This is a genomic window from Streptomyces chryseus, assembly GCF_014650755.1.
GTDB lineage: Bacteria > Actinomycetota > Actinomycetes > Streptomycetales > Streptomycetaceae > Streptomyces > Streptomyces chryseus.
In genome coordinates, this window is the sequence record NZ_BMVO01000001.1 from 704880 (window position 1) to 724746 (window position 19867).

The following is a 19867-nucleotide window of genomic DNA, read 5'->3' on the forward strand; positions in this document are numbered from 1 at the left end:
CGCTTTCCGGCGCGCATCCCCCTCAGTTCTCCCATACTTTGAACGCCCGTACACGGTACGGCGACTGCGGCACCCAGGTCCCGCCGCCCGGGTAGGTCTCGAACTCGCCGGTCTCCGCGCACTCCGGCGACTGGTACGTCGTGACCGGCCGGCCCGTGCGGTTGGCGACGGCCTGGGCGTCGGTGCCGGGCGGGAGCGGGACGCAGCTCTCGATGTCCGTGCCGGACAGTTCGTGGGTCTGTCGCGCTCCCTTGAAGTCCGGTTTCGCCCACAGGCAGAGCTCGCCGGCCGAGCAGGTGCCGAGGCGCGGCGGCCCCGCCTCGGCGGGCTGCGGCAGCAGTGCGGTGACGGCCAGGGCCCCGGCCGCGAGGACGGTCGTACGCAGCATCGGAACGGTCGTGCGCATCGGAATCAACCCCCGTGTCGTGCGGATCAGTCGGACCCACCCTGAGCTGCGCCGACACCGTGGCGGAAGACGCCTGGCGCCGATCCACCCGGATAGGCGACAGCCCCGCCGGAACCGTCCGGCGGGGCTGTCGTACGCACGGGGTTGACGTCAGATGTGCGCGCCGCCCGCGGCCGCGTCCGCGTTCTCACCGCGCTTCGTCAGGGTGGCGACGAGCGCCGCGACGACCGCGACGACTCCGGCGACGGTGAAGGCGAGGTGCATGCCCGACACGAACGTGTCATGGATGACGGCGCCGATCTTCTCGATCACCGGCGGTTCCAGGCCCGCCTTGGCGAGTTCCTTCGCCGGTACGGAGGCGAACTCGGCCGCCTCTTCCAGCTTGGGGTCGGCCGGGATCGGGATGCCCGCTTCCTTCCAGTTGCCCGCGAAGTCGGAGCTGACCTTCGCGGACATGATCGCGCCGAGGACCGCGGTGCCGAGCGCACCGCCGACCTGCATGGCGGCCTGCTGAAGTCCGCCCGCGACGCCGGAGAGCTCCATCGGGGCGTTGCCCACGATGACCTCGGTGGCGCCGACCATGACCGGTGCGAGGCCGAGTCCGAGGAGGCCGAACCACAGCGACATCATCAGGGTGCTGGTGTCGGCCGTGAGCGTGGTCATGCCGAACATGGCGGCGGCCGTGGCGACCATGCCGCCGACCAGCGGGACCCGGGGGCCGAACTTGGTGATGAGCACGCCCGCCAGCGGCGAGGAGACGATCATCATGCCGGTCAGCGGCAGCAGGTGCAGCCCGCTGTCGACCGGGCTCATGCCGTGCACGCCCTGGAGGAAGAACGTCACGAAGAACAGGCCGCCCATGAAGGCGATGGCCATGAGGACCATGAGGACGACGCCCGCGGAGAGCGGGACGGACCGGAACATCGCGAGCGGGATGAGCGGTTCCTTCACCTTCGTCTCCCAGACGGCGAAGACCGCGAAGAGGACGACGGAAGCGCCCAGCCAGACCCAGGTACTGGGGCTGTCCCAGCCCCACTCGCCGGCCTTGATGATGCCCCAGACCATGGCGAACATCGCGCCGGAGAGCAGCACGATGCCGGGGACGTCGAAGGAGCGCGGGGCGTTCTCCGCGCGGTGGTCCTTGAGGATCACCAGGCCGAAGGCCAGCGCGACGATGCCGACGGGCACGTTGATGAAGAAGACGGACTGCCAGCTGACGTGCTCGACGAGCAGGCCGCCGACGATCGGGCCGCCCGCGGTGGACGCGCCGATGACCATGCCCCAGATGCCGATGGCCATGTTCAGCTTCTCGGCCGGGAAGGTGGCGCGGAGCAGGCCGAGCGCGGCCGGCATGAGGAGCGCGCCGAACAGACCCTGGAGTACGCGGAAGGCGATGACCAGGGAGATCTCGCTGGAGAGGCCGATGGCCCCGGAGGCGACGGCGAAGCCGGCTATGCCGATCAGGAAGGTCTGGCGGTGGCCGAAGCGGTCGCCGAGCTTGCCGGCGGTGATCAGCGCGACGGCGAGGGCGAGCAGGTAACCGTTGGTGATCCACTGGACGTCCGCGAGCGAGGCGCCGAGGTCCTTCTGGATGGCGGGGTTGGCGATCGCGACGATCGTGCCGTCGAGCGCGACCATCATCACGCCGATCGCCACGGAGAAGAGCGTCAGCCAGGGGTGGCCACGGAGCCCCTTGGCCGGCGCGGGCGCGGGATCCTGCGGCGGCGGCGCCTTGTCGATGGTGGTCTGACTAGTCATACCGACCACGCTAATGTCAGCCACTGACAGTTGACAAACGAACTCACAAGACGGTAACTGTCACGTAGCTCACAGGTATCCTGAGCTGGACAAAGGCGGAAGAGGCGTACCCAGGGATGACCGAGCGGCAGGCGGCCGACGAGCCGACGACAGGGCTGCGCGAGCGCAAGAAACAGCGCACCCGCGACGCCCTGCTGCGGGTCGCGCTGGAGCTCTTCACCACCCGCGGGTACGAGCACACGACCGTCGACGAGATCGCCGAGGCCGTCGAGGTCTCCCAGCGCACCTTCTTCCGCTACTTCGCCAGCAAGGAGGAAGCCGCCTTCGCCGTCCAGGAGATGGTGGAGTCGCGCTTCGTGGCGGAGCTGCTGGTGCGCCCCGCGCGGGAGCGCCCGTTCACCGCCATGCGCAACGCGGTCCTGTACTCGTGGAACACCATCGGCGAGGCGATCGAGGCCGTCGTACCGGTCGAACTGCACATGCGCACCTACCTGATGATCGAGTCGACGCCCGCGCTGCTCGCCGCCCATCTGCGCCGCTCCACCGAGCTGGAGGAGCGCACCGCCCGGATCATCGCCGACCGCGAGGGGCTCGACCTCGACGCCGACCCGCGCCCGCGCATCGCCGTGGCCGCGTTCACCGGCGTCATGCGGGTCACGGGGCGGCTGTGGGGGCAGGGCGGGGACACCAGCATGGAGTCGATCAGGACGCTGACCGAGCTGTACCTGGACCACCTCGAACCGGCGCTCGCGGCGGACTGGCGCGCCCCCGAGCGCACGCCGGGCGTGCCCGGCACACACGGAGTGTGACGGAGCCTCAGCCTCCGTACCGCTGAAACGTGATGTGCGTCACGGATTTCGCGACGAGCCCCCGCCTTCTCCTAGGGTGGCCAGCAGTGACTTCCTTCGACTCCTCCCCCACCCTCAACGCATGGCGCGCGCTGCTCGCTCTCGCCGTGGTGTTCATCCTGCTGGCCACCACGGGCTGGACCGCGATACGCCGCCACAAGGGCGACTCCGACCTCCGTACGGCGTCGTTGGCCGCGTGGGCCGTCGGCGGCATCGACGGCCGCGCGCTGCCGGAGGCCGGGTCGCCGCCCGACCGGCTCGCCCGTTTCTTCGCCGGTCTCACCGCCGCCCAGCGCGCCCGGCTCGTCGACCGCTACCCGCTGGTCGTCGGCAACCTGAACGGCGTCCCGCTCACCCTGCGCTACCGGGCCAACCGCCTGGCCCTGACCCAGGCGCGGAAGGTCGAGCGGCAGCGGATGCACGACGAGCGGCTCACTTCCGCCGGCCGCCTGACGGCGCAGCGCAGGGAGCAGCGCTTCGCGTCGCTCATGGGTGAGGGGCGGCAGATCCTCGCGTTCGACCCCGTCGGCTCCGGGCGGGTCTCCGAGGTCTTCGGCGACCTCGGCCGCGCCGAGCGGGTGTCGGTCGTCGTCCCCGGCGTCGACACCAACGTGGTGAACTTCGAGCGGACGCGCCGCAGGTACACCGCGCCGGTGGGCATGGCGAAGTCGCTGTACGCCGCCGAGCGCGCCGCGTCGCCGGGGACCCGTACCGCCGTCATCGCCTGGGCCGACTACACCTCGCCCGTCGGCGTCGGCATGGACGCGGCCATCGGCCGGCTCGCCAGGGAGGGTTCCAAGCGGCTCGACTCCCTCGTGCGGGCCCTGCCCGGCGACTCGAAGGTCTCGCTCTTCTGCCACAGCTACGGCTCGGTGGTGTGCGGCGTCGCGGCGCCCTCGCTGCCGCCGCGGGTCGCCGACATCGCGGTCGCCGGCAGCCCCGGCATGCGGGTCGAGAGCGCGAGGGAACTGCGCACCGGAGCGCGGGTGTGGGCGACCCGGGACCACGACGACTGGATCCAGGACGTGCCGTACCTGGCGGTCGGCGGGCTGGGCCACGGCGCGGACCCGATGACACCGGAGTTCGGGGCGCGGGTGTTGTCGGCGTCCGGTGCGGTCGGGCACACCGGTTACTTCGAGCCGGGGACGACAAGTCTCAGCAACTTCGCCGGGATAGGCGTCGGCTCGTACTCCACAGTGCGCTGCGCCGGCGACGACGGGGCATGCCGGAGCGGAATTTCCGGTGCGGAAGCGAACTGACGCGCGTAGAACCTCGTGGCGACCCGAGGGAGCCGGAACATTGTGGCCGGCACCGAGGGGCGACGCGCGGGCGCACGCCGCATACGATGAGCCGCATGGGTGATGTGCTGGCCGGAATTCATGCCACCTGGGAGTTCGAGAGCGACTCCGTGGTCATCCGCTTCGAACGGGGGATCCGCACGCCGAAGCTGTTCCAGGCGCTCGGCGAACGGCGCATCCCCCACGAGGCGCTGGCGTCGGTGACCCTGACGCCGGGGAAGCGCGGCACAGTCGTTCTGCACGCGACCCCGAGACCGGGCGCCGACCCGCTGATGGAGGCCGCGGCCGGGCAGTTGCGGGACGGCTCCGATCCGTACCGGCTGGTGCTGCCCGCCGAGCGCGAGACCCTCGCGGAGTACTACGGCGACGAACTGCGCGCCGTGCTGGCCCCCGAGGCGAAGCTGCCCGCCGAGAAGTTCCTGGTGGCCGCCCCGCAGGCGCCGGTGCACTTCAAGGCGTACGACGGCAAGGCCTCCTTCGACGGGACGCGGGTGTCCTTCCGCTGGTTCTGGACGGGTGCGTCCTCGGCGAAGTGGAAGGCGGGCGACCAGAGCTTCCACGTCCAGGAGCTGAACGGCGTGGAGTGGCGCTCCCCCGACGTGTTCGACGGGTACCTGCGGCTGCTGCGGCGCGACAGCGGCCTGACGACGCTCCCCCCGCAGCCGGCCCAGGCGGACCAGGACCCCGCCGCGGTCGTCTTCGGCCTCGGGTACGGCCCGGTGCACGAGTCGCTGCCGTTCGCCGCGGCGGTGCTCGGGGCGGTCCGCACGGGAAGCGCGCCGCCGCCGCTGGACGCGGCTCCGGCCGAACCGGCGCCGGATGCCGCGCGGCGCGACCCCGCCGACATCGCCGAGCGGATCCGCCACCTCGGCGACCTGCGCGAGGCGGGCCTCGTGACGGACGAGGAGTTCACCGCGAAGAAGGCGGAGTTGCTCGCGGAGCTGTAGGGACGAGAGGTGCGGGCGGGGTTCGGCGGCGCACGGTCCGGCCCCGGCCGCGCGGAGTGTCGTACCTGGGTATGAGGCCCGGGTTGGCACCGCGGTACGACGCCCGCCCGGCGGCCTCGCGCCTACGCTGGCCGGGCCATGACCGAACCCCCCGCTCCCCCGCCCCCCGTCGACGGTCTCCTCGCCGCCGGACGCCGCAACGCGCGGGTCCTCGCGCACGCCGTCAGCCACCCCTCGCACGCGCCGACGCCGCTGTTCGCAGACGCCCCGAAGCGCTGGCAGCGGCTGCTGCCGTACGCCGTCGTGGTGGGTCTCGTCGCGGTCTTCCTGCCCGTCACGCACGCCGTCCTCACCAACGACTACGGCGTGTCCGGCGGGCTCGCCGGGGCGATCGCCGTCGCGCAGACCGTGCCGCTGCTGATGATCGCCCACCGGCCGCTCCAGGCGTGGTGGATCATCCTGCCCGCCGATGTCGCCGGCGGGCTGTTCGCCGTCAACGGGCCCGGCACGCAGGCCCCCTGGCCGTGGACCCCGCCCGTCATGGTCGCGTACCTGTTCCTGCTGTTCGCGCTGGCGCTGCGCGAGACGCGCCGGACCCTCGTCGGCGTCTGGCTCGTCACCGGCGCCGCCGGTCTCGTCCTCGGCCGGTTCTTCTCCGAGGAGAGCGGCGGTACGCACGCCCTTCTCGTCGTGCTCAGCGCCGTCGTCCTCGTCATAGGCGGCGCGCTGCGCGAACGCGGCGAGGCACAGCGGCGGCTCGTCGAGCAGGAGACCATCAGCGAGGAGGAGCGGTCCCGGCGCACACTGCTGGAGGAACGCACCCGTATCGCCCGCGAACTGCACGACGTCGTCGCCCACCACATGTCGGTGATCACCGTGCAGGCCGACTCCGCGCCGTACCGCGTCGAGGGCCTCCCGCCGCAGGCGCGGGAGGAGTTCGCCTCGATCGCCGCGAGCGCGCGGGAGTCGCTGACCGAGATGCGGCGGCTGCTCTCGGTCCTGCGCAGCGAGGACGCGACGGGCGAGCGCGCCCCGCAGCCCGGCCTCGACCGGCTCCAGCAGCTCGTGGAGGCGACGGTACGGGCGGGGGTGCCGGCCGAGCTGTCCCTGACCTCGGGCCTCGCGGAGCCCGGCCGGCTGCCGCAGACCGTCGACCTCTCCGCGTACCGCATCGTCCAGGAGGCGCTGGCGAACGTGGTGCGGCACGCGCCCGGCGCCACGACCCGGGTCTCCGTCTCCTGCGACGGCGCGGACCTGACCGTCCTCGTCGTCAACGGCCCTCCCTGCGGACCCACTTCGCCCGTCGAGGCGAGCGGGGCGGGCGGTCACGGCCTCGTCGGAATGCGGGAGCGCGTACGGTTGACGGGCGGCACGCTCGACACCGGCCCGCTGCCCGACGGCGGCTTCCGGGTCGCCGCCCGGCTTCCCCTCGGCACGAAGGAACCCGCCTCCCCATGACCATCCGCGTGATCATCGTCGACGACCAGGCCATGGTGCGGGCGGGGTTCGCCGCGCTGCTGTCGGCGCAGAGCGACATCGACGTGGTCGGCGAGGCGCCGGACGGGCGGCAGGGCATCGAGGTCAGCCGGACCACCCACCCCGACGTGGTCCTCATGGACGTACGCATGCCGGAGATGGACGGGCTCGCGGCGGCGCGCGAGCTGCTGGACCCGCCGCCGGGCGTCGTCCACCGGCCGAAGGTCCTCATGCTCACCACGTTCGACGTGGACGACTATGTGTACGAGGCGCTGCGCGCCGGGGCGTCCGGGTTCCTCCTCAAGGACGCGCCGCCGGCCGACCTGATCTCGGCGGTGCGAGTGGTGGCGGCCGGAGAGGCGCTGCTGGCACCGTCGGTGACACGGCGTCTGATCGCGGACTTCGCACGGCAGCGGCCCGCGCCCCGCAAGGACCCGTCCCTGCGCCTCAACGGGCTCACACCCCGCGAGACGGAAGTCCTCGAACTGATCGCCCGGGGCCTGTCGAACCAGGAGATCGCCGCGCGACTGGTGCTGGCGGAGCAGACCGTGAAGACGCACATCGGCCGCGTCCTGGCCAAACTGGACCTGCGCGACCGCGCGCAGGCGGTGATCTTCGCGTACGAGTCGGGCCTGGTCTCGCCGGGCGCCTGACGCCGGGCGGCTGTGGCGCCGCAACGCGGCACACGCCGGGACCGGGTACGAGAAGCCCGGCACCCCCAATACCCCAGTAGCACCCACGACTTGGCCCCCTGGTGTGACGCCCGGCTCGGCGTCGTCCTCCTACCTTCCTCTCCGCCGGCCACCGGCAACCGGAAGAGGAAGAGGGAACCATGCGCCGTCTCAAGAGGACCCTGGTCGCACTAGCGCTCGCGGCAACCGTCGTAGCGGGCACCGCGGGCTGGGCCTCCGGCACCGCGCAGGAGCCGGTCACCGGCCCGCCCCCCGGCACCGCCGCCTGGCGGAGCGAGGGCCTGCCCGACCCCGCCACGACCACCCCGGCCGAAGTCGCCCGGTTCTTCGCGGCGCTCGGCCCCGGCAGGCGGCAGGACCTGGTCCGCCGGCACCCCACCGTCGTGGGCAACCTGGACGGCGTCCCCGTCGAGCTCCGTTACGCCGCCAACGCCCGTACCGCGAAGGCCGTCGGCCTGGGCCGCCTGGCCGGCCCCGGCCGCCGGATCCTCGCCCTCGACCCGCGCGGCCGGGGCCAGGTGGCCGAGGTGTACGGGGACCTGGCGACGGCCCGGCACGTCGCCGTCGTGGTCCCCGGTTCGGACATCGACGCCGCCACCTTCGACCGTACGAACGACCCCTACGGCACCCCCGCCGGCATGGCGAAGTCGCTGCGCGACGCGACGAAGGGCCACCGCACCGCCGTGATCGCCTGGGCCGGTTACACCACCCCCGTCGGTGTGGGCGTGGACGCCGCCACGGGTGACCTCGCCGAGGCCGGGGCCGACCGCCTCGCCCGGCTGACGGACGGGCTCGACGCCACCGGCGCCCCGGACCCGGCCCTCTTCTGCCACAGCTACGGCTCGGTGGTCTGCGGACTGGCCGCCTCCCGCCTCGACGCCGCCGACATCGTGGCGCTCGGCTCGCCCGGGATGCGCGCGGACAACGTCGGCGGCCTGGGCACGCGGGCCCGCGTGTGGGCCGCCAAGGACCCCTCCGACTGGATCGGCAGGGTCCCGAACGTCGAGTTCGCGGGGCTCGGCCACGGCGCCGACCCCACCGACCCGGCCTTCGGCGCCCGCCGCGTACCGGCCGGTGACGCCGACGGGCACACCGGCTACTTCGCCCCCGGCACGCAGTCCCTGCGTACCTTCGCGTCGATCACCGTGGGAGCGTCCCGATGAGGGCTCTGGCGGCGAGGATCGAGGCGCGGACCCCCGCCCACCGCGACCGGGCCGTCGACGGTCTGCGCGCCCTGGCCCTGCTCGCGGTGCCCGCCGGCCACTGGATGCTCGGCGGCTTCACGCCGGACGACGGCGGCGCGCTGCACAACGCCAGCCCGCTGGCCTCCTTCGGCTTCTTCGCGCCCGTGAGCTGGGTGCTGCAGACGCTGGGCATCTTCTTCCTGGTCGGCGGATACGCGTCCGTCCTGTCGTACCGCCGCCACCGGCCCGACCGGTACGTGGCTGCGCGGCCGGATCGCACGGCTCGGCCGGCCGGTGCTCGGCGTGACCGCCGTGTGGGCGCTGCTGCTGCCGGTGCTGTACGCGGCGGGGGTGCCGGGCACGACGCTGCGGACCGGGTCGACGCTGGTGATCCAGCCCCTGTGGTTCGTCGGGGTGTACGTCGGGGTGACCGCCCTGACGCCGTACTGCGTCCGGGCCTCGCGGAGGATGGGCGCCTGGGCCGCCGCACCGCTCGTCGCCTCCGTCGCGGTCGTCGACTTCCTGCGGTACGGGCCGTACGCCGAGGCCGTGCCGTCGTGGCTGAGCCTGCTGAACCTGCTGCCGGGCTGGCTCTTCGCGTACCAACTCGGCGTCTGCTGGGGCGAGAAGCGCATCGGCGGGCGCGGCGGGGCGGTGCTGCTCGCCGGTGGGACGGTGCTGTTCGCCGCGCTGCTGGTGGTGTTCCACTACCCGGCGTCGATGGTCGGCGTACCGGGAGAGGTCCGCACCAACTCGCACCCGCCGTCCCTGCTGGTACCGGCCCTCGCGGCGGCGCAGAGCGGTGCGGCGATCCTGCTGCGCGACCGGATCGGGCGGCTGCTGCGCAGGCCGGCGCTGTGGGCGCCGGTCGTCGTGATCAACCTGTCGGCGATGACGATCCTGTGCTGGCACCAGACGGCGATGCTCGCCGCGGCCGTCCCCGCCTCGTTCCTCGGTACGGTTCCGGGCCTGACCGGGGCGCCGGACTCGCTCGGCTGGATTCTTGCGAGGGTCGCGTGGCTGCCGGTGTTCGCGGGGCTTCTGATCCTGATCGGGCGGTACGCGCGGGCGTTCGAGGCGCCGTGGGAGAACGCGCCGGCGGCCCGGCGCGCGGCGGCGGGGGTACTGGCGGCGGGCTTCGCGGTGTTCGCGCTGGGGCTGGCGTGAGCCGGGGGGCCGGGCGCCGTCCGGGCACGGTCTCGGACGGCGGACGGCGGACGGCGGAGGCGGACGGGCCAGGGGGCGACGGCGGACGGGCCGGTTCGTGGAGCGGGGCCAGGGGCGGCGCCCGGGGGTCAGGGGTCCGGGGCGGCGCCCCGGACCCCCGGCGGTCCTACTCCCGGCCCGCCGACGTGAACGTCATGTCCGCGTAGCGGCCGCCCGCGACCCGGCTCGCGATCGGTTCCAGCAGTTCCATCTCGCTCTCGGTGAGCAGGAGCCGCGTCGCCGCCGCGTTCTCCTCGACGCGGGTGCGCTTGCGGGTTCCCGGGATCGGCACGACGGCGAGGCCGTGCACCCGGGCCTGCTGGTGCACCCAGGCGAGGGCGACCTGGCCGAGCGTGGCGGTGCGGCCCTCGGCGAGCTTGCGCACCGGTTCGAGCAGCGCGGCGTTCGCCGCCGCGTTGTCGCCGTTGTAGCGGGGCTGGCTCCGGCGGAAGTCGTCCTCGGTCAGGTCCTTCTCGGCGCTGGTGAAGGAACCGGTGAGGAAGCCGCGGCCGAGCGGTGAGTACGGGACCAGGGCGACGCCGAGTTCCCGGGCCGCCGGTACGACGCCCTCCTCGATGTCGCGGCTGAACAGCGACCACTCGGACTGCACGGCCGCGATCGGGTGCACGGCCTGCGCGGCCCGCAGCTCGCCGCCGGTCACCTCGCTCAGCCCGAGGTGCTTGACCTTGCCCTCGCGCACCAGCTCGGCCATCGCGCCGACCGACTCCTCGATGGGGACGTTCACGTCACGCCGGTGCATGTAGTAGAGGTCGATCTCGTCGACGCCGAGGCGCTGGAGGCTGCCCTCGACGCACTGGCGGATGTAGGCGGGGTCGTTGCTGATGGTCCGCTTCGACGGGTCGCGGGGGTCGACGGCCAGCGCGAACTTCGTCGCGATGACGACCTCGTCCCGGTGCGCCCGGAAGAACGGCGCGAGGAACTTCTCGTTCTCACCGGCCGCGTACGCGTCCGCCGTGTCGTAGAGGGTGATGCCCAGTTCGAGCGCCCGCTCCAGCGTGGCCCGGGCCTCGTCGGCGTCCGTGGGCCCGTAGGCGAAGCTCATGCCCATGCAGCCGAGGCCCTGTACGCCGACTTCCGGCCCACCGGTTCCCAGTCGGGCCTTGTCGATCTTGTTCTCGTCGCTCATGTGGGTTTCAGGCCCTCTCCGACGCCCTCCGGGCGTCCGCGTAAAAGTCGATCTTGTAGTCCAGTACGGCGAGCGTGTCCCGCAGTTCGTCGATGCGCGCCCGTACGTCCCGGCGTGTGGACTCCAGCAGCTCCTGCCGCTCCTCGAAGGTGTGCTCGCCCTCCCGCAGCAGTTCGGCGTACCTGACCATGTCCGCCACCGGCATGCCGGTCAGCCGCAGCTTGCCGACGAAGGCCAGCCAGTCCAGATCCCGGTTGCTGAAGCGCCGCTGGCCGGTGTGCGAGCGGTCGACGTGCGGCATCAGCCCGATCCGCTCGTACCAGCGCAGGGTGTACGCGGTGAGGCCGGTGTGCGTGGCGACCTCGCTGATCGTGTAGTGGTCCCGGCCCGCGGGACGGGGGTGCGCCCGGGGCGCGGTGGCGCAGGAATCGGTGCGCGCGGGGACGGTTTCCGTCACGGTCATGACCTCCACGCTAGGACCTTGGAGTGCGCTCCAAGCAACCGTAAACCGGAAGAAATCCGCGGACGTCCTGACTAGCCTCCGGGATCATGAATCCCGCACGCCGCGCCACCGCCGCGGACGCCGCCGAAGTGCTCCGTCTGCGCCAAGTCATGATCGACTCCGTCCACGCCGGTGAGCCGTCCACCGACTGGCACGCCCAGTCCCTTCCGACCGTACGGAAGAAACTCGCCGAGCCGGACGGGAACTTCGCCGCCTTCGTCGTCGACCACCCCGGCCGGCCCGGTGCGCTGGCCGCGCTCGCGGCCGGAACGGTCGAGTACCGCATCGGGCGCTCCGGCAATCCCCACGGCGCGCATGGATATGTCTTCAGCGTCGCCACCGACCCCGGCCACCGCCGCCGGGGCCACGCCCGCGCGTGCGTCCAGGCACTGCTCGACTGGTTCCGCGAGCGCGGCGCGGGCAGCGTCGACCTCAACGCGTCGGCCGAGGCGGAGCCGCTCTACGCCTCGCTGGGCTTCGTGCGCAAGCCCGACCCCTCCATGCGGCTCACCCTGTGAAGCCCTTACGCTCGTACGCATGCAGAGCCTGGCGTCGCTGATCGAGAACTGGCCGGTACCCACCGCGGCGGCCGCCGTCGTGCGCGCGGACGGCGCCGTCCTCGGGTCGTACGGCCCGACCGGCCACCGCTTCCCGCTGGCGTCGGTCACCAAGCCGCTCGCCGCGTACGCCGCGCTCGTCGCGTACGAGGAGGGGGCCGTCGAGCTCGACGAGCCGGCCGGCCCCGAGGGGTCCACGGTCCGCCACCTCCTCGCCCACACCAGCGGTCTGGCCTTCGACGAGCACCGTGTGATGGCCCCGCCCGGTGAGCGCAGGCTCTACTCGAACGCGGGCTTCGAGGTGCTCGGCGACCACATCGCGAAGGCGACGGACATCCCCTTCGCCGACTACCTGCGCCAGGCGGTGCTCGAACCGCTGGGCATGGCGGCCACCTCGCTGGACGGCTCGCCCGCCAAGGACGGCGTCTCGACCGTCGACGACCTGGTGCGTTTCGCCGCCGAGCTCCAGGCCCCGCGCCTGCTGGACGCCCGCACGGTCGCCGAGGCGACGGCCGTGGTCCACCCCGGGCTGAAGGGCGTCCTGCCGGGCTACGGCCACCAGAACCCCAACGACTGGGGCCTGGGCTTCGAGATCCGCGACTCCAAGTCCCCGCACTGGACGGGCGGTTCGTCCTCGCCGCGCACGTTCGGGCACTTCGGCCAGTCCGGTACGTTCCTGTGGGTCGACCCGGACGCGGGCCTCGCCTGCGTCGCGCTGACGGACCGCGCGTTCGGCCCGTGGGCCGTCGAGGTGTGGCCGCCGTTCACGGACGCGGTACTGGCCGGATTCGCCGCCCGCTAGGTTCCGCCGCCCCGCGCGGACACGTTGCCACGGGCCGCGCGCTCGTGGGCGGGGGTCGGGGGTGGCTCCGAACGAGTGGACTCGCCGGACCGCGTACCGGACGAGGACTTCCACCGGGGGACCGGGTGGTGATGTTTGCCGTCCGAGCCCCTGACCTGGAAGAGGCGCCCTCCATGCGACGTACCCCCCACCGCCGTCTGTTCGCCGCAGGGCTCCTCGTGGCGTGCGTGCTGGCCCCCCTGGCGGCGACTCCCGCCACGGCCGTCCACGCGCCGGGCATCGACCGGCACGAACAGGACACGTACCCGCCGGGCGGTCTCGGTCCCGAGCTGAACGCCCGGCTGGACCAGACCATCGAGCACGTCCGCCGGCAGGCCCGCATCCCCGGCGTCGTCGTCGGAGTGTGGATGCCGGGCAAGGGGAGCTACGTCCGCGCGACGGGGGTCGCCGACACCGCCACCGGCCGGCCGATGACCACCGACCTCTACTCGCGGATCGGCAGCGAGACGAAGACGTTCACCGTCACCGCGCTGCTCAAGCTCGTCGACGACGGCCGGATCCGGCTGGACGACCCGATCTCCCGTTACATCGACGGCGTGCCCAACGGCCGCCGGATCACCCTGCGCCACCTCGCCGAGATGCGCAGCGGCCTGTTCCCGTACACCGCGGACCCGGAGTTCGCGCGCGAACTGGAGGGCGACCCGAGCCGCTCGTGGGAGCCGAGGGAGCTGCTCGCGTACGGCTACAAGCACCGGAACACCTTCGCGCCGGGCACGAAGTTCCAGTACTCCAACAGCAACCTCATCCTGCTCGGGCTGGTGATCGAGAAGGTCAGCGGCCGGCGGTTCGGCGACTTCCTGCAGCAGCGGGTGCTCGACCCGGCCCGCCTGCACCACACGCTGCTCCCGAAGGGCGCCGAGTTCCCCGAGCCGCACGCGCGCGGCTACACCGACCAGACGCTGAGCGGCGAGTTGGCGGACGCCACGCACTGGAACCCCAGCTGGGGCTGGTCCGCCGGGGCGATGATCTCAAACCTGCACGACCTGCGCCGCTGGGCCAGGATCGTCGCCACTGGGACGCTGCTCAGCCCCCAGACCCAGCGGGAGCGGCTCAAGACGCTGCCGACCGGCTTCCCCGGTACGACGTACGGCCTCGGCATCCTGAAGACCGGCGGATGGATCGGGCACAACGGCTCCCTGCCGGGCTACGAGAGCGTGACCGTCTATCTCCCGTCGCAGAAGGCCACCTTGGTGCTGATGCTGAACACCGACGCCCTGCACGAGGGCCAGGAGCCGTCCACGCTGCTCGCCCGGGCGATCACCGAGATCGTCACCCCGGACAACGTCTACGACCGCCCGGTCCCCGGGCGGTCGTAGACGCGAGGGGGCCTAGGCGCACGCGGTGGCCGGCAGCGAGCCGGCGCTTCCCGTGAGGACCACCTTCACCAGGCCCTCGGGGTCCTCGGCGTGCGCCGCGGTGCAGACCAGCTGCCGGACGGCGGCCGCGTCGAGGGAACGCACGGCGAACCCGGTCGTGACGCGGACCGCCTCCCGCGCACCCGCCGGGCGGCCCGCCTTCTCCCCCGGCCGGCTGTCCTCCCGCGCCGCAGGTCTCACCTCGACCGTCTTGTTCCCGTCGGGCAGCCGGGTCCTGATCCCGGCCGCCCGCTCCTCTTCGGTGGGACCGTTCAGCAGCGCGTCGAGCGTCCTGGCGGTCGACACCGGGCCCATCGCCGGGTCGGCGTACCTGGCCACCGGGATCGACGAGCCGTCCGGTCCGGTGAAGAAGAGCAGCACGCGCTCGTCATGGTCGGGGGCGACGGGAACGACGGCCGGGCCGCCCGCCTCGACCACTTCGCTGGCCTGGACCCCGCACCCGGCGAGCAGCAGCAGCGACGCCGAGGCCCCTGCCGCGGCGGCGCGTATCCGCCTCACGCGGTCACCTCGCTCGTGGTGAGGGGTATCTCGACGACGAACACGGCGCCGCCGTCGGGGCCGTTCGCGGCCCGGACCGTACCCCCGTGCAGCCGTACGTTCTCCAGGGTGATGGCGAGTCCCAGGCCGCTGCCCTCCGAGCGGGTACGAGCCTGGTCCGCCTTGTAGAAGCGGTCGAAGACGTGCGGCAGCACGTCCGCCGGGATGCCGGGGCCCCGGTCGGCCACCTCGGTGACCAGCCAGTGCGTGCTCCCGTCGCCCGGTGTGTCCGGCGTGCCGTCCGCCGCCCCCTCGGCTGCCCGCGGGGCCGGCGGGCGGGTCTCGGTGCGCAGCGCGACCGTGACGGGCGGCCGGCCGTGCCGCAGGGCGTTGCCGACGAGGTTGGCGATCACGACGTCGAAGCGCCGAGGGTCGAGCCGGGCGCGGATGCCGTCGGGCAGGTCGAGGACGATCCGCGCGGGGTCGGTCCAGTGCCGGCTCTGGAGGGTCCTGCGGATGGTCTCGGCCGCGTCGACCTCGTCGGTGTTCAGCTCGGCCGCGCGGGCGTCGAAGCGGGAGATCTCCATCAGGTCCTCGACCAGTACGGCGAGTTTGTCCGTCTCGCTGCTGATCAGCCGGACGGCCGCGGCCGTGTCCGGGTCCAGGCCGGCCGCGTCCTCGTCGAGCAGTTCGGTGACGGCGAGCATCCCGGCGAGCGGGGTGCGCAGTTCGTGCGAGACGTCGGAGGCGAAGCGGCGGGCGCGGGCCTCGGCGCGCTGCAGTTCGTCCACGGAGCGTTCGAGCGCCGCGGTGGACTCGTTGAACGTGCGGGCGAGTTCGGAGAGTTCCCCACCGCCCTTGACGGGGATACGGGTGTCCAGCCTGCCCCGCCCGAGGCTGCGGGCCGCCTGCCGCAGGTCGCGGACCGGGCGCAGCACACTGCGGGCGGCGAGGAGGGCGGGCACCAGGGCGATCGCGAGCGCCGGCAGCGCGCCGTCCCGGGCGGCGACGACCATGGCGTCGACGTTGGCCTGTTCGTCGGTCAGCCGCATGACGGCGTAGAAGGTGAGACCGGTGGGCCGTTCCGTCTGTCCTCCGGTGCCCGTCTGGGCGGTCTTGAAGACGACCGGCATGACCATGGTCAGGTAGGGCTCGCCGTTCTTGACGACCCGCTGGAAGCTGCCGTGCGGGGTGGCCCGGGCCTGGCGGCGCAGCGCGGGCGTGATGACGGTGGAGGTGGGGTTGGTGCCGGAGGAGAGCCGGACCGACCCGTACTCGACGTACACCCACCAGTTGCGGGGCTTGCCCTGCCGGGCGAGCCCGCGGACCATTCCCTGCATCTGCTCGTTGTTGGGCGGCAGGTTGACGTGGAGTTCCTGGATCTGGTCGCGGAAGGACGAGACGGCCGTGTCCTGCGCCTGTTCCAGGATGGCGTTGCGCGCCTCGCGGTAGGTGAGGGCGGCGGTGGTGCCGCAGCCCACGGCGGCGACGAGCAGGAAGGCGAGGACGAGCCGCGTGCGCAGCCCGGAGACCATCACAGGGGCCCGAAGCGGTAGCCGAAGCCGCGCAGGGTCTGGATGTAGCGGGGGCTGCCCGGAACGTCCTCGATCTTGTTGCGCAGCCGCCGGACGCACGCGTCGACGAGCCTCGCGTCGCCGTGGTAGCTGTGCTCCCAGACGTGTTCCAGCAACTGCTGCCGGCTGAAGACCTGTTCCGGGGCGGCGCACAGGTGCAGCAGGAGCTTCAGTTCCGAGGGGGCGAGGGAGACGCGCTCGCCGGACTTGGCGACGGTGAGCCCGGCCCGGTCGACGGCGAGCTCGCCGTGGAACTCGACGGCGGGCCGCCCGCCGCCGGGCTCCTCGATGCGGCGCAGCACGGCCCGGATGCGGGCCTCGATGACCTCCGTACGGGCCGGCTTGACGATGTAGTCGTCGGCGCCCGCCTCCAGGCCGATGACGACGTCGAAGTCGTCGCCGCGGGCGGTGAGCATGATGATCGGCAACTGGCTGCTCTCGCGCACCCGTCGGCAGACCTGGACGCCGTTCATGCCCGGCAGCATCAGGTCCAGGAGCAGCAGGTCGGGGCGGAACTCGGCGAGGGCGGCGAGCCCGGCCTCCCCGGTGGCGGCGGTCCGCACGTCGTGGCCGCGGCGGCGCAGACCCAGCTCGACCCCTTCGCGCACGGAGGGGTCGTCTTCGATCAGGAGCACGCGTGGCATCTGTGGAGTATCCCAAGGGGTGTGGGCCGGGTGTACGTCGCTTTCCTCGCGGGCGATGGCCTCGCGGTCGCCGTCCTCATCGCCGCAGCCGCCGTACCGCTCCCGTCAGCAGGGCGTCGACCTCGGTCAGGCGCAGCGGCTTGGCGAGGACGGCGAACACCGCGAGGATCGCGGCCGCTCCCGCCGCCGTCGCCGCCGGGGCACCGGCTCCGGCCGCCCAGCCGGCGGCGAGGTGGCCGAGGGCCGCGGCGGGCACGGCGGCGGCCAGCAGCCGGGCGTGTGCGGCCAGGGAGGGGGAGCGTCCCGCCGTCCGGTCCGGGGGCAGGCGCCGGTGCAGGGTGTACGCCGTGAGGGCCCAGCCCGCGCACAGGGCGAGCGAGTACGCCCCGGCCATGCCCGTGACCGCCCAGCGCGCCGGCAGCAGGAGGTACGCGGCTGTGGACAGGCCCGCGTTGAGTCCGGCGATCGCCAGGTTGAGGAGGAAGGGGGTGCGGGTGTCGCGCAGGGCGTAGAAGGCGCGGGAGAGGACGTACTGGCCCGAGAAGGCGACCAGGCCCGGCGCGAACGCCATGAGGATGCCGGACATCGCCGCGATGTCGTCGGCGCCGGTCCTGCCGTACTGGAAGACGAGCGCCATCAGCGGCTGGGCCAGCGCGAGCAGCGCGCAGGCCGCCGGGACGACGGCGGCGGCGCTGCTGCGCAGCGCGTACGAGACGTCGCGGCGTACGGCCGTCCCGTCGCCGTCGGCCGCCGCCCCGCTCATCCGGGGCATCAGGGCGGTGACGAGCGAGACGGTCACGATGCCGTGCGGCACGGCCCACAGGAGGTAGGCGTTGTTGTAAGCGCTGAAGCCGACGCCGCCGCCGATGCCCTGGGCCAGCGCCCGCTCTCCGGCCGACGTGGCCAGCCGGGTCACCACCCAGTACGCGGCCTGGTTGGTGAGGACCAGCATCACCAGCCAGCCGGCCGCGCGCATCGGCCTGGTCAGTCCGCTGCCCCGCCAGTCGAACCGGGGCCGCCAGCGGAACCGGGCCGCGCGCAGCACGGGCAGGAGGGCCAGCGCCTGGACGGCGATGCCGGCGGTGGTGCCCCAGCCGAGCCAGGCCGTGCGGGCCGGCGACAGGGGGCCGTCGGACGTGCCGGCGAGCCCGAGGTAGAGCCCGAACACCGTTATGACCACGACGTTGTTGAGGACCGGCGTCCACATCATCGCGCCGAACCGGCCGCGTGCGTTGAGGACCTGGCCGAGCAGGGTGAACAGGCCGAGGAAGAAGATCTGCGGCAGGCAGTAGCGGGCGAAGGCGACCGTCATGCCTTCCTGCGCGCCGGAGTAGTCGGTGTACGCGCCGACGATGGCGGGCGCCGCGAGGACCGCGCCCGCGGTGATCGCCAGCAGCGCCACGACGCAGGCGGTGAGCAGCCGGTCGGTGTACGCGGCTCCGCCGTCCTCGTGCTCCTTGGCGGCCTTGACCAGCTCGGGCACGAAGACGGCGTTGAGGGCGCCGCCGAGCAGCAGCATGTAGACGATGGTCGGCACGGTGTTGCCGACCGCGTATCCGTCGGCGGTCACGCCGACGCCGAGCGCCGCCGCGACGACGGCGGACCGTACGAACCCGGTGGCGCGCGAGACGACGGACCCGGCCGCCATGAGCGCGCCGCTGCGCAGTACGGACGGCGGTTTCGGCGCGGCGAGCGACGTGGTGCTCATCGGCGGGCCAGATATGCCTGGAACGCGCGGTACAGCGTGTGATTGGTCGTGCCTGCCATCGGCGTTTCCCACTCCCCCAGCGTTTCGACGACCTGTCCGCCCGTGCCGAGTTTCCAGCGCAGCAGACCGTGTCCGCGGTCGTCGGGATCGAGGGTGGAGGGTACCCCGCGCATGTCGTAGACGTCGGCGCCGCCTGCGTGGGCGTCGCGCAGCATGCGCCACTGCAGGGCGTTGGAGGGGCGGACCTCACGCCGGTGGTCGGCGGAGGCGCCCGTCTGGTACCAGACCCGGCGGCCCACCGTGAGCATGGTGTGGGCGGCGAGCGTCTCGCCGTCGTGGCGTGCGAGGTAGAGCTTCATCCGGCCCGGCTCCTCGGCGTTGAGGACCTCGTACTGGCGCTCGTAGTACGCCAGGGAGCGGCCGAGCCGGAATCCGTCGCGCCGCTCGGTGATCCGCAGCAGCCGGTAGAACTCGGGGAGGTCGGCCGCTCCGCCGACCGACACCTCGACGCCGGACTTCTCGGCCCGGCGCACGTTGCGGCGCCACTCCTGGTTGAGCCCGTTCCACAGGTCGTCGGTGGTGCGCCCGGCGAGCGGGACCTGGAAGACGAGGCGCGGCTGCGCGTCGCCGTCGCCGGCCGGGCCGTCGCCCCCGCAGCGCCGCCAGCCGCGTGAGCGCAGCCGCTCGGACACGGCGGTGCCCAACGGGTCGACCTCGCAGGCGAGGACGTCGTCGACCCGCCGGCCACGGCCGGTGAGCTGCTTGAGCCGGGGTGCGTTCCAGCGCCGGTAGGCGGGCGCGGGACCGATGCGTACGGCGAAGACACCCGCCTCCCGCAGATGCCTCAGCAGCGGAGTCAGCCAGCCGTCGATGTCGGGATCGGCCCAGTCGGCGTACGGTCCCTCGGGCAGGTACGCGAAGTACTTCCGGGTGCCGGGGAACTGGCGCAGCAGCACCAGGGCCGCCCCGGTCAGCCCCTCGGCGCCGGGAGGGCCGGAGCCCTCCGGCGCGGGTCCCCAGCCGATCAGCCGGGCCTGCCACCCCTCCTTCACAGCGGCCCAGGAGGGGCACTGGAGAAAGCTGGGACCCGACGGCCCGGCCGCCCGGGACGCCAGGAACGCGCGGTACGTCTCGGCGGTGACGGGCCCGAGCCACGTCTCCCGGCTGCGGGTGGCCGCCGTAACGAGCAGAGCTGACACAGCGTG

At 73.1% G+C, this 19867-nt stretch carries 19 protein-coding genes and 1 pseudogene; 10 read left to right on the top strand and 10 right to left on the bottom strand.

From position 1 onward, the window contains the following. Positions 1 to 22: 22 nt before the first annotated feature. Together IE185_RS03290 and IE185_RS03295 are read right to left on the bottom strand one after the other, a co-directional pair. Positions 23 to 406, bottom strand: a complete 384-nt coding sequence (locus IE185_RS03290) for a peptidase inhibitor family I36 protein (RefSeq protein WP_138894405.1) — start codon at positions 404 to 406, stop codon at positions 23 to 25. A 150-nt stretch (positions 407 to 556) separates the two neighbouring features. After that, positions 557 to 2164, bottom strand: coding sequence for an MFS transporter (locus IE185_RS03295; RefSeq protein WP_138894406.1), 1608 nt, complete (start codon positions 2162 to 2164; stop codon positions 557 to 559). Between the two features lie 116 nt (positions 2165 to 2280). Here IE185_RS03295 and IE185_RS03300 point away from each other — a divergent pair, with 116 nt between their 5' ends. The 6 genes from IE185_RS03300 to IE185_RS03325 all read left to right on the top strand — a co-directional run bounded on the left by IE185_RS03300 (position 2281) and on the right by IE185_RS03325 (position 8588). Then, positions 2281 to 2973: a TetR/AcrR family transcriptional regulator gene (locus IE185_RS03300; protein ID WP_189714554.1), complete on the top strand. Its 693-nt coding sequence runs from the start codon at positions 2281 to 2283 to the stop codon at positions 2971 to 2973. A gap of 86 nt (positions 2974 to 3059) precedes the next feature. After that, positions 3060 to 4271 (top strand): alpha/beta hydrolase, encoded by a 1212-nt coding sequence (locus IE185_RS03305; RefSeq protein ID WP_138899175.1) that lies wholly within the window; start codon positions 3060 to 3062, stop codon positions 4269 to 4271. Positions 4272 to 4366: 95 nt separating this feature from the next. After that, complete coding sequence (locus IE185_RS03310; protein WP_189714556.1) at positions 4367 to 5257, top strand: DUF4429 domain-containing protein; 891 nt, start codon at positions 4367 to 4369, stop codon at positions 5255 to 5257. A 138-nt stretch (positions 5258 to 5395) separates the two neighbouring features. Continuing rightward, the gene (locus IE185_RS03315) at positions 5396 to 6715 is read left to right on the top strand and encodes a sensor histidine kinase (RefSeq protein ID WP_189714558.1); all 1320 of its coding nucleotides are present in this window, start codon (positions 5396 to 5398) and stop codon (positions 6713 to 6715) included. Beyond that, a complete protein-coding gene (locus IE185_RS03320; RefSeq protein WP_138899326.1) occupies positions 6712 to 7386 on the top strand; it encodes a response regulator in 675 nt (224 codons plus the stop codon). The genes IE185_RS03315 and IE185_RS03320 overlap by 4 nt, the downstream gene beginning before the upstream one ends. Before the next feature lie 179 nt (positions 7387 to 7565). Continuing rightward, positions 7566 to 8588, top strand: coding sequence for an alpha/beta hydrolase (locus IE185_RS03325; RefSeq protein WP_189714560.1), 1023 nt, complete (start codon positions 7566 to 7568; stop codon positions 8586 to 8588). Here IE185_RS03325 and IE185_RS32955 read toward each other — a convergent pair. Continuing rightward, positions 8566 to 8802, bottom strand: coding sequence for a hypothetical protein (locus IE185_RS32955; RefSeq protein WP_229843354.1), 237 nt, complete (start codon positions 8800 to 8802; stop codon positions 8566 to 8568). The genes IE185_RS03325 and IE185_RS32955 overlap by 23 nt on opposite strands. Here IE185_RS32955 and IE185_RS03330 point away from each other — a divergent pair. Further along, positions 8747 to 9776, top strand: a pseudogene (locus tag IE185_RS03330) (acyltransferase family protein). The gene IE185_RS32955 and the pseudogene IE185_RS03330 sit on opposite strands and share 56 nt — an antisense overlap. A gap of 166 nt (positions 9777 to 9942) precedes the next feature. Here the strand turns inward: IE185_RS03330 and IE185_RS03335 are convergent. Both IE185_RS03335 and IE185_RS03340 read right to left on the bottom strand, forming a co-directional pair. Next, positions 9943 to 10962, bottom strand: coding sequence for an aldo/keto reductase (locus tag IE185_RS03335; protein WP_138894790.1), 1020 nt, complete (start codon positions 10960 to 10962; stop codon positions 9943 to 9945). 7 nt (positions 10963 to 10969) lie between these two features. Beyond that, complete coding sequence (locus tag IE185_RS03340; protein ID WP_138894789.1) at positions 10970 to 11425, bottom strand: MerR family transcriptional regulator; 456 nt, start codon at positions 11423 to 11425, stop codon at positions 10970 to 10972. 86 nt (positions 11426 to 11511) lie between these two features. Here IE185_RS03340 and IE185_RS03345 point away from each other — a divergent pair, with 86 nt between their 5' ends. From IE185_RS03345 to IE185_RS03355, 3 genes are all read left to right on the top strand, one after another. After that, on the top strand, positions 11512 to 11982 hold the full coding sequence (locus tag IE185_RS03345) for a GNAT family N-acetyltransferase (RefSeq protein WP_138894788.1): 471 nt from the start codon (positions 11512 to 11514) through the stop codon (positions 11980 to 11982). A gap of 19 nt (positions 11983 to 12001) precedes the next feature. Then, positions 12002 to 12823, top strand: a complete 822-nt coding sequence (locus tag IE185_RS03350) for a serine hydrolase domain-containing protein (protein ID WP_138894787.1) — start codon at positions 12002 to 12004, stop codon at positions 12821 to 12823. 173 nt (positions 12824 to 12996) lie between these two features. Next, positions 12997 to 14199: a serine hydrolase domain-containing protein gene (locus IE185_RS03355; RefSeq protein WP_138894786.1), complete on the top strand. Its 1203-nt coding sequence runs from the start codon at positions 12997 to 12999 to the stop codon at positions 14197 to 14199. 12 nt (positions 14200 to 14211) lie between these two features. Here the strand turns inward: IE185_RS03355 and IE185_RS03360 are convergent, their stop codons facing one another. From IE185_RS03360 to IE185_RS03380, 5 genes are all read right to left on the bottom strand, one after another. Then, positions 14212 to 14757 (bottom strand): hypothetical protein, encoded by a 546-nt coding sequence (locus IE185_RS03360; protein ID WP_170198277.1) that lies wholly within the window; start codon positions 14755 to 14757, stop codon positions 14212 to 14214. Further along, positions 14754 to 16271, bottom strand: coding sequence for a sensor histidine kinase (locus tag IE185_RS03365; RefSeq protein WP_138894785.1), 1518 nt, complete (start codon positions 16269 to 16271; stop codon positions 14754 to 14756). Before IE185_RS03365 ends, IE185_RS03360 begins: the two co-directional genes overlap by 4 nt. Continuing rightward, positions 16271 to 16954, bottom strand: a complete 684-nt coding sequence (locus tag IE185_RS03370) for a response regulator (RefSeq protein ID WP_138894784.1) — start codon at positions 16952 to 16954, stop codon at positions 16271 to 16273. The genes IE185_RS03365 and IE185_RS03370 overlap by 1 nt, the downstream gene beginning before the upstream one ends. 76 nt (positions 16955 to 17030) lie before the next feature. Continuing rightward, complete coding sequence (gene murJ / locus IE185_RS03375; RefSeq protein ID WP_138894783.1) at positions 17031 to 18662, bottom strand: murein biosynthesis integral membrane protein MurJ; 1632 nt, start codon at positions 18660 to 18662, stop codon at positions 17031 to 17033. Next, positions 18659 to 19861, bottom strand: a complete 1203-nt coding sequence (locus tag IE185_RS03380) for a lipid II:glycine glycyltransferase FemX (protein ID WP_138894782.1) — start codon at positions 19859 to 19861, stop codon at positions 18659 to 18661. Before IE185_RS03380 ends, murJ begins: the two co-directional genes overlap by 4 nt. Positions 19862 to 19867 lie beyond the last annotated feature (6 nt).

Coding starts and splice junctions, on each gene's coding strand:
- IE185_RS03345 (WP_138894788.1), top strand. CDS start 11,512: ATGAATCCCGCACGCCGCGCCACCGCCGCGGACGCCGCCGAAGTGCTC.
- IE185_RS03365 (WP_138894785.1), bottom strand. CDS start 16,271: ATGGTCTCCGGGCTGCGCACGCGGCTCGTCCTCGCCTTCCTGCTCGTC.
- IE185_RS03340 (WP_138894789.1), bottom strand. CDS start 11,425: ATGACCGTGACGGAAACCGTCCCCGCGCGCACCGATTCCTGCGCCACC.
- IE185_RS03290 (WP_138894405.1), bottom strand. CDS start 406: ATGCGCACGACCGTTCCGATGCTGCGTACGACCGTCCTCGCGGCCGGG.
- IE185_RS03355 (WP_138894786.1), top strand. CDS start 12,997: ATGCGACGTACCCCCCACCGCCGTCTGTTCGCCGCAGGGCTCCTCGTG.
- IE185_RS03335 (WP_138894790.1), bottom strand. CDS start 10,962: ATGAGCGACGAGAACAAGATCGACAAGGCCCGACTGGGAACCGGTGGG.
- IE185_RS03315 (WP_189714558.1), top strand. CDS start 5,396: ATGACCGAACCCCCCGCTCCCCCGCCCCCCGTCGACGGTCTCCTCGCC.
- IE185_RS03300 (WP_189714554.1), top strand. CDS start 2,281: ATGACCGAGCGGCAGGCGGCCGACGAGCCGACGACAGGGCTGCGCGAG.
- IE185_RS03310 (WP_189714556.1), top strand. CDS start 4,367: ATGGGTGATGTGCTGGCCGGAATTCATGCCACCTGGGAGTTCGAGAGC.
- IE185_RS03370 (WP_138894784.1), bottom strand. CDS start 16,954: ATGCCACGCGTGCTCCTGATCGAAGACGACCCCTCCGTGCGCGAAGGG.
- murJ (WP_138894783.1), bottom strand. CDS start 18,662: ATGAGCACCACGTCGCTCGCCGCGCCGAAACCGCCGTCCGTACTGCGC.
- IE185_RS03325 (WP_189714560.1), top strand. CDS start 7,566: ATGCGCCGTCTCAAGAGGACCCTGGTCGCACTAGCGCTCGCGGCAACC.
- IE185_RS03295 (WP_138894406.1), bottom strand. CDS start 2,164: ATGACTAGTCAGACCACCATCGACAAGGCGCCGCCGCCGCAGGATCCC.
- IE185_RS03350 (WP_138894787.1), top strand. CDS start 12,002: ATGCAGAGCCTGGCGTCGCTGATCGAGAACTGGCCGGTACCCACCGCG.
- IE185_RS03320 (WP_138899326.1), top strand. CDS start 6,712: ATGACCATCCGCGTGATCATCGTCGACGACCAGGCCATGGTGCGGGCG.
- IE185_RS32955 (WP_229843354.1), bottom strand. CDS start 8,802: ATGCCCAGCGTCTGCAGCACCCAGCTCACGGGCGCGAAGAAGCCGAAG.